At 73.5% G+C, this 8284-nt stretch carries 5 protein-coding genes and 1 pseudogene; 2 read left to right on the top strand and 4 right to left on the bottom strand.

The window, feature by feature from the left end:
- Both GTY47_RS39215 and GTY47_RS39210 read right to left on the bottom strand, forming a co-directional pair.
- Positions 1-1209, bottom strand: a pseudogene (locus GTY47_RS39215) (phosphodiesterase); the annotation flags it as partial.
- A gap of 424 nt (positions 1210-1633) precedes the next feature.
- Positions 1634-2584: a 2-hydroxyacid dehydrogenase gene (locus GTY47_RS39210; RefSeq protein ID WP_029181304.1), complete on the bottom strand. Its 951-nt coding sequence runs from the start codon at positions 2582-2584 to the stop codon at positions 1634-1636.
- Between the two features lie 77 nt (positions 2585-2661).
- On the opposite strand from GTY47_RS39210, the gene GTY47_RS39205 reads away from it, so the two are divergent.
- Together GTY47_RS39205 and GTY47_RS39200 are read left to right on the top strand one after the other, a co-directional pair.
- On the top strand, positions 2662-3660 hold the full coding sequence (locus GTY47_RS39205; RefSeq protein ID WP_010041847.1) for an aldo/keto reductase: 999 nt from the start codon (positions 2662-2664) through the stop codon (positions 3658-3660).
- Between the two features lie 125 nt (positions 3661-3785).
- The gene (locus GTY47_RS39200; RefSeq protein WP_010041846.1) at positions 3786-4958 is read left to right on the top strand and encodes a PQQ-dependent sugar dehydrogenase; all 1173 of its coding nucleotides are present in this window, start codon (positions 3786-3788) and stop codon (positions 4956-4958) included.
- Positions 4959-4965: 7 nt separating this feature from the next.
- Here GTY47_RS39200 and GTY47_RS39195 read toward each other — a convergent pair whose 3' ends face one another.
- The gene (locus tag GTY47_RS39195; protein ID WP_202459186.1) at positions 4966-5145 is read right to left on the bottom strand and encodes a DUF6191 domain-containing protein; all 180 of its coding nucleotides are present in this window, start codon (positions 5143-5145) and stop codon (positions 4966-4968) included.
- 58 nt (positions 5146-5203) lie between these two features.
- Positions 5204-8272: a helix-turn-helix transcriptional regulator gene (locus tag GTY47_RS39190; protein ID WP_040903420.1), complete on the bottom strand. Its 3069-nt coding sequence runs from the start codon at positions 8270-8272 to the stop codon at positions 5204-5206.
- Positions 8273-8284: the final 12 nt, after the last annotated feature.

Here is an 8284-nt window from a genome sequence, read left to right as displayed (position 1 = left end):
CACCAGGGAGCGGAAGTGGTTCTCCTGCTGCGCCAGCTCCTGGGTGAGGGTGATGTTGTCGAGCAGCATGATGCCCTGGCGCACGACGAGCGCGAGCACGACCGTGCCGCCGGTGAGCAGGACCACGCGGTCGACGCTGCGGCCGTTGAGGACGTTGTAGAGGATCCCCAGGGTGCACACGGCCGCCGCGAGATACGGCGTGAGGGCGGCGAGGGAACCGGCGATGGGCCGGGCGGCCGGATACCGGCCGAGCTCGCCTCCGGGCAGGGGCAGAGGGGGGTGCGGGCCGCCGCGCTGCCCGGGCATGTGCTCGTGCACCACGCGCGTGCGCCCCGCCGGGCCCTGCCGGTCGGTGTCCGGCGTGCGGGGCCCGGCCCACGGGGCGTAGGCCAGGAGCAGCGAGCCGGCGAACCAGCCCGCGTCGAGCAGCTGGCCCGAGTGGTAGTCGTGGTGCATCAGCGGTGAGGTGAACAGGGCGTCGCACATCACGGTCAGCGCGAGCGCGCCGATCGCGGTGTTGACGGCGGAGCGGTTCACCGCCGACCGCCTGAAGTGCAGCGCGAGGACCATGCTGACCAGCGCGATGTCGAGCAGCGGGTAGGCCAGCGACAGCGCGGTGTGCGCCACGCCGGGCCCTTCGGACTTCGCGGCCTGGGCGAGGGCGAGGCTCCAGGCCAGGGTGAGCAGCGAGCCGCCGATCAGCCAGGCGTCCAGCCCGAGGCAGACCCAGCCGGCCTTGGTGACCGGCCGCTTGGCGAGCACGAGCAGCCCGACGATCGCGGGCGGGGCGAAGCAGAGGAAGAACAGGTCGGCGTAGCTGGGACTGGGCACGGGCTGTCCGAGGACGACCTCGTACCACCCCCAGACCAGGTTGCCCAGGGACGCCATGGCCGAGGAGAGGCCGAACAGCAGCCAGGCGGGTCGAAAGCGGGTGTGGCGGCTGCGGGCGTAGAGGAAGCACGACACGGCGGCGGTGGCCGCCGCGGCGCTCAGCCCGAAGTCGCCCATGATCAGAGCCAGTTCGCTCGAACCCCAGCCGAGCGCGGAACCGACGGCGTATCCCGCGCAGACCAGGGCGAGGACGAGTTGGAGGGCCGGGCCCGGCCGGGGGCCGGGGGCCGGTGTGCGGGGCAGCAGCGCCCCCGGGGACGGAGGCTGTGCCCGCAGCGCTCCGTCGAGCGTGGGTGCGGGGGTCGGCGGCGCGCTCACCGGGCCCTCCCGGTCCGAGCCGCCCCCGGGTCCCCTGGGCCCCGGTGCGCCGGCTGGCCATGCCTTCCGCGGCTGCCGGGCCTGCGGCGGCGATGGCTGTGGTCGGTGCGCTGGTCGCTGTGGTGGGTGTGGTGCCCGCCGTGATCGGCGTGGTGACCGCGTCTGCCCGCGGCCGTCCGCCAGGGTCGCCGCCGGCAGCCCCGCCCCGTCGGATCGCTCGTCCATAGGCCGTGCATCGCCTGTCGCCCCCCTCACAGTCCGAAGTGTCCATCCCCGGCGCCGAACGGTCCGCGGCGCAGCCCCTGTCGGGACGATACACCAGTCTCGTCACTCAGGGACATAGGTTCTCTACTCTCCGTGACGATCAACAGATATATGAGTACCCACCGCGCCCGAAGGATTGCGGACGGTACTCGAGTTCGGATCAGCCGGTTGATGCACCCGTCGTAAGGATCACGTTGCGCAGCGGCTCCCGGTTCACATAACGGTTCAACTGGTCCACCAGGAGCCGCTTGGCGCGCGGCAGGAACGCGGAGGTGGGACCGCCGACGTGCGGGCTGATGAGTACCCCCGGCGCACGCCACAGCGGGTGTTCGCGCGGCAAGGGCTCCGGGTCGGTGACGTCGAGGGCGGCGGTGATGCGGCCGCTCTCCAGTTCCGCGAGCAGCGCCTTGGTGTCGACGACGGGGCCGCGGGCGACGTTGACGAGGAGCGCCCCGTCCTTCATCCGGGACATGAAGTCGGCCCCGGCCAGGCCACGGGTCGCTTCGGTGAGCGGCGTGGACAGGATGACGACGTCCGCTTCCGGGAGCAGCGCGGGGAGTTCGGTGAGCGGATGCACCGGCCCGCGCGCCGTGGTGCGCTCGGAGCGCGCGACGCGCGCCACCCGCGCCACCTCGAACGGAACGAGCCGGTCCTCGATGGCCTCGCCGATCGATCCGTATCCGACGATGAGGACGTTCTTGTCGGCGAGCGCGGGCCGGAAGCCGGCGAGCCACTCCCCGCGGTCCTGCGCACGGACGAAGTCGGGGACACCACGCAGCGAGGCCAGGATCAGCGCGAGGGTGAGCTCTCCGGTGCTGGCCTCGTGCACTCCGCGCGCGTTGCACAGCCGCACCCCCGGACGCAGGTGCCGCAGCCCCGGCTCCACGTGGTCGATCCCGGCCGAGAGGGTCTGCACGACCTGTACGTGGCTCATCTCCGGCATCGGACGCACGCAGAGCGGGCTGGGCTTCATGTAGGGGACGACATAGAAGGCGCAGTCCGCCGGGTCCGCCGGGAAGTCCTCCTCACCGTTCCAGAAGCGGTAGGCGGGGCCCCCGGGGAGTCCCTCGATCTCGTCCGGCGGGATGGGCAGCCACACATCAGCAGTCATGCTCTGGAGGCTATGTCAGGAGGGTGCGACGCCAGAGGTTAGGTTGGGGTGGCCGGAACAGGGAGGGTCACGACCAGGTGGAGCGCAGGACGATCGGCGCGGCGGCGCTCGCGGTGGGGGCCGTCGGACTCGGGTGCATGCCGATGAGCTGGGCGTACAGCGCGTCGCGGCAGCGCGGCGACGAGTCGCTCAGGGCGGTGCACCGGGCGCTCGACCTGGGTTCGTCCCTGCTGGACACGGCCGACATGTACGGCCCCTTCACCAACGAACTCCTGGTGGGGCGGGCGTTGAAGGAGCGGCGGTCGGACGCGTTCGTGTCGACGAAGGTCGGTCTGCTCGTGGGCGACCAGCACATCGTCGCCAACGGCCGCCCCGGGTATGTGAAACGGGCCTGCGACGCGTCGCTGCGGCGCCTCCAGACGGACGTCATAGACCTCTACCAGCTGCACCGGGCCGACCCCGAAGTGCCCGTCGAGGAGACGTGGGGCGCGATGGCGGAGCTCGTCAGGGCCGGGAAGGTCAGGGCGTTGGGCCTGTGCGCGGTGGGCGCGCGGGCCGGCCGCCGCTCGGGGGCCCGGCTGCACGACGCGACGATCCGGCAGCTGGAGCGGGTGCAGCAGGTGTTCCCGGTGAGCGCGGTGGAGGCCGAGCTGTCGGTGTGGTCGCCGGAGGCGCTCGAGACGCTGCTGCCGTGGTGCGAGACGCGGGGCATCGGGTTCCTGGCGGCGATGCCGCTCGGCAACGGCTTCCTGACCGGCCGGCTGCGGCCCGGCGCGGGCTTCGAGGCGGACGACCTCCGGGCCCGGCACCCTCGCTTCACGGCCGAGATGATGGCCGCGAACCAGCCGATCGTCGCGGGCCTGCGCCGGGTGGCCCGGCGCCACGGTGAGCACGTCACCCCCGCCCAGGTCGCCCTCGCCTGGGTCCTCGCCCAGGGCCGGCACGTGGTCCCGGTCCCCGGCACGAAGCAGGAGCGCTGGGTCACGGAGAACGCCGCCGCGGCGGCCCTGCGCCTGACGGCCGAGGATCTGCGCGAGGTGGCGGAACTGCCGCCGGCACAGGGGTCGTGGGACTGAGCCCCGTCCCGCGCCGGGGGCGTTTCGGGCAAACCCCGTGTTCGCGGCTGCGCGTTCCGTGATCGGGAACTTGCGAGGCGCGGGCGGTGTATGACAGGGAGAAGACCTGCCCCGTCGAAGGGACCATGATCGTGCAACGTCGAGCCGTGCCGACCGTGTTGGCCGCCGCCGCGCTCCTGCTGACGGCCGGCTGCTCCTCCGACGGCGGAGGAGCGTCCGGCACGGACAAGAGCGCCTCCCCGAGCAGTAGCGCACCGGGGTCGTCCGCACCGACGGGACAGGCCGGGCAGGAGACACCGCCCGCCAAGGGCTCGGTGAAGGTGGTGCGGACCGTCGCCGAGGGCCTGGACTCCCCCTGGGGCCTCGCCCCGCTGCCGGGCGGCGGCCTGCTCGTCTCCTCGCGGGACGACGGGACGATCGTCCGGGTCGACGAGAAGACCGGCAGGAAGACCGAGCTGGGCGAGGTGCCGGGCGTATCGGCCGCCGGTGAGGGCGGCCTGCTCGGCATCGCCCTGTCGCCCGACTACGCCTCGGACCACATGGTCTACGCATACTTCACCTCGGCCTCCGACAACCGCATCGTCCGCATGCTGTACGACGAGAAGAAGCCCTCCGGCGAGCAGCTCGGCGCTCCCGACACGGTCTTCAAGGGCATCCCCAAGGGCTTCATCCACAACGGCGGCCGGATCGAGTTCGGCCCGGACAAGATGCTGTACGTCGGCACGGGCGAGAGCGGTGACACGGGCCTGTCCCAGGACAAGGACTCCGTGGGCGGCAAGATCCTGCGGCTGACCCCGGAGGGCGAGCCGGCGCCGGGCAACCCGTTCCGGAACTCGCCGGTGTACTCGTACGGCCACCGCAATGTGCAGGGCCTCGCCTGGGACGCCAAGCAGCGCCTGTTCGCCTCGGAGTTCGGCCAGGACACCTGGGACGAGCTCAACGCGATCAAGCCCGGCGACAACTACGGCTGGCCGGAGGCCGAGGGCAGGTCCGACGACTCCGGGTTCCACAACCCGGTCGAGCAGTGGACCACGGCCGAGGCCTCGCCCAGCGGCATCGCCTACGCCGAGGGGTCGGTCTGGATGGCGGGCCTGCGCGGCAAGCGGCTGTGGCGCATCCCGCTGAACGGCACCGAGGCCTCTGCCGAACCGCAGGCGTTCCTGGAGGGCGAGTACGGCCGGCTGCGCACGGTGGTCCCGGCCGGCGGCGACCGGCTGTGGCTGGTGACCAGCAACACGGACGGCCGGGGCAGTCCGAAGGACGGGGACGACCGGATCCTGGAACTGCGGGTGACCTGACCCGGGCTCACTCCTCGGGGTCTTCGGCCTCCGGCTCCCGTGGCGGGCGTACGACGACCTTCCCGGACGAGAGGTCTATCGGCCCGCGTCCGGGATCGCCGTCCCCGGTGTCCTGCCGGGTCAGCTCCAGGCGGTTCTGTTCGTCACGGGTGTGTTTGCGGCCGGGTGCGAACAGTTCCTCGAACATGTTGAACACGGAGCCTCCCAGGGCCGCGAGTCCCCCGACGTCCTTTACAGCGTATACCTCAGCCTGCCGGGCCCGGCGTGACGGATTCGGCCGGGAACAGCCCCAGCCGGTGCGCCACCGCCGCCGCCTCGCCGCGCCCGGAGACGCCGAGCTTCGCCAGGATGTTGGAGACGTGGACGCTCGCGGTCTTCGGGGAGATGAAAAGTTCCTCGGCTATCCGGCGGTTGGTGTGACCGGCGGCGACCAGGCGCAGCACGTCCCGCTCCCTGCTGGTCAGGCCGAGCGCCTCGGCGGGGTCCGCGGGGGCGGACTCCGGTTCCGTGGCGGGTGTGAGCGGCAGGCGGGCGCGCCGGGCGAGCGCGGTGGCGGCGTCGGCGAGCGGCCGGGCCCCCAGGTGGCGGGCCGCGGCATGGACGAGGCGGAGCAGTTCCGTGGCCCGGTCGCGCTCGTCGGCCTCGCCGCCGTCCGTCAGCAGCGACTCGGCCAGTCGGTACCGGACGCGGGCGAGGTCGTAGGGGCGGTCCAGGGGTTCGAAGGCCGTGACCACCTCCGACCAGGTGTCCGGGGCGCTCCGGCTTCCGGCGCCATGGAATTCGGCGCGGTGGAGTTCGGCGCGGACCCACCTCTCGTGGGCGAGCCAGACGGGGGCGTTCGTGGTGAGGCGTTTGACGGCCTCGAAGATGCTCTCCAGGGCCCCTTCGCGGCCGTCCCGCGCGGTCGGCAGCGCCCGGGCGTCGGCCTCGGCCGTGGCGGCTTCGAGCAGCAGGGGCCAGGCGTAGCGCTGGGTGCCGGGCGGGAAACCGGACTCCAGGGTGCGGGCCAGTTCGGCACGGGCGTCGGCCAGGCGGCCCTCGGCGACGGCGACCTGGATGGTGAGGCAGGCGATCGGCAGGTCGTGCTGCGGCATGGGGTCGTGGGGGCCGTAGGAGGCGCGGCTCTCGGCGAGATGCCGAGCCGCCTCGGGCACCCGGCCGCGGGCGAGGGCGAGGAACGCCAGGCTGTTGGCGCCCGACCCGTACGGCGCGGCCGTCTGCCCGCGCCGCTGGGCGTTGACGGCCGCCTCGGCCGCCTCGTCCCAGCGGCCCAGGGAGATGAGCGACTCGGCGAGGTTGCCCCAGACCCAGCCCTCGGCGTCCCGCAGGCCCATCCTGCCGGTGAGGCGCAGGCCCTCGTGGAGGACGCGCACGGCCTCTTCGGAGCGCCCGATGCCTTCCAGGGCGGAGGGCAGGTTCACATGGCTGCGGCCCACGACCGCCGGGAGACCCCGGGCGACGACCTCGTCCCTGACCTCGTGCATGTGGGCCAGCCCGGCCTCGATCTGCCCGGCGTCGATCATGAGTCCGCCGAGGGTGAGCCGGGCGTTGGCCTCGATGTCGTCGGCGCCCACCATGCGCGCGTACTCCACCGCCCGCTCGGCGGCCGTCAGGGCCTCCGGGCCCGGCTGGTGGAGCATCGACCAGTGGGCGACCGTGGCGAGCACCTCGGCGTGCACCTCGGACGGCGGCAGGCCGCGGACCAGGTCCTGCGCGGTGGCGATCTCCTTCCAGCCGTCGCCGCGGGCGAGCCGCTGCACCAGCCGGGAGCGCTGGATCCAGAACCAGGCGGCGCGCAGGGGGTCGTCTTCCTCGTCCAGCTGGCGCAGCGCCCGCTTGGTGATCTTCAGGGCGCGTTCGCGCTCGCCGCAGAGCCGTCCGGCGACGGCCGCCTCGGCCAGCAGGTCGAGGTGGCGCAGCGCGGTGGTCTCCGGGCCGCCGCAGGTCGGATAGACCTCGGCGTAGTCGACGGGGCGCAGGGTCCGGCGTACGGCTTCGGGGGCGGCGTCCCACAGTTCCATCGCCCGTTCCAGCAGCCGCAGTTGCTCGGCGTAGGCGTGGCGGTGGCGGGCCTCGACGGCGGCGTCGAGCACGGCGGGCAGGGCCTTGGCCGCGTCGTGGGCGTGGTACCAGTAGCTGGCCAGGCGCGTCGCGTGCTGGTCGGCCGGGACGAGGGTCGGATCGGTCTCCAGGGCTTCGGCGTAGCGGCGGTTGAGGCGGGAGCGCTCGCCGGGGAGCAGGTCGTCGCTGACGGCCTCGCGGACCAGGGAGTGGCGGAAGCGGTAGCCGTCGCCGCCGGGCGCGGGGGTGAGGATGCTGGCGTTCACGGCGGCCCGCAGCGCCTCGATGAGGTCGTCCTCGGCGAGCCGGGCGACGGCGGCCAGCAGCCGGTACTCGACGGTGGAGCCGCCCTCGGCCACGATCCGGGCGACCTGCTGGGCGGTCTCCGGCAGCCCTTCCACCCGGACGAGCAGCAGGTCGCGCAGGGAGTCGGTCAGGCCCGTGCGGCAGCCCTCGTGGGCGGCGACGGCGAGTTCCTCGACGAAGAAGGCGTTGCCGTCGGAGCGTTCGAAGATCGCGTCGACCTGGTCGGGGTCGGGTTCCTGGGCGAGGATGCCCGCGACCTGGCGGCACACCTCCTCGCGGTTGAAGCGGGCGAGTTCGAGGCGGCGGACGGTGCGGAGCCGGTCGAGTTCGGCGAGCAGGGGCCGGAGCGGGTGGCGGCGGTGGATGTCGTCGGAGCGGTAGGTGGCGAGGACGACGAGGCGGCCGGTGCGCAGGGTGCGGAAGAGGTAGGAGAGCAGGTGCCGGGTGGAGGCGTCGGCCCAGTGCAGGTCCTCCAGGGCGAGGACGACGGTGTGCTCGGCGGTGACGCGCTCCAGCAGGCGAGCGGTGAGTTCGAAGAGGCGGGCCATGCCGTCCTCGTCGTGCCGGGCCGCCTCGCGTGCGGCGGCCGTGCCGATCTCGGGGAGCAGCCGGGCCAGCTCCTCCTCCTGTCCGGCGGCCGCGGCGGCGAGTTGCCCGGGCAGCTCGCGGCGCAGGGCGCGCAGGGCGGTGGAGAACGGCGCGAACGGCAGCCCGTCGGCGCCGATCTCGACGCAGCCGCCGAGCGCGACGACCGCGCCCCGCCTGCGTGCCGCGACGGCGAACTCCTCGACGAGGCGGGTCTTGCCGACTCCGGCCTCGCCGCCGATGAGCAACGCCTGCGGGTCGCCCGCGGCGGCACCGGCGAGCACTTCGTCGAGCAAGCCCAACTCGGCCGCGCGGCCGACGAACACGGGGCTGACGGACCTGGTCTCCACGGACCCGAGCATCGCATGCGGGTC

It is taken from the genome of Streptomyces sp. SID5464, assembly GCF_009862985.1.
Taxonomy (GTDB): domain Bacteria; phylum Actinomycetota; class Actinomycetes; order Streptomycetales; family Streptomycetaceae; genus Streptomyces; species Streptomyces chartreusis_D.
This window is presented reverse-complemented; position numbering and strand designations above follow the sequence as displayed.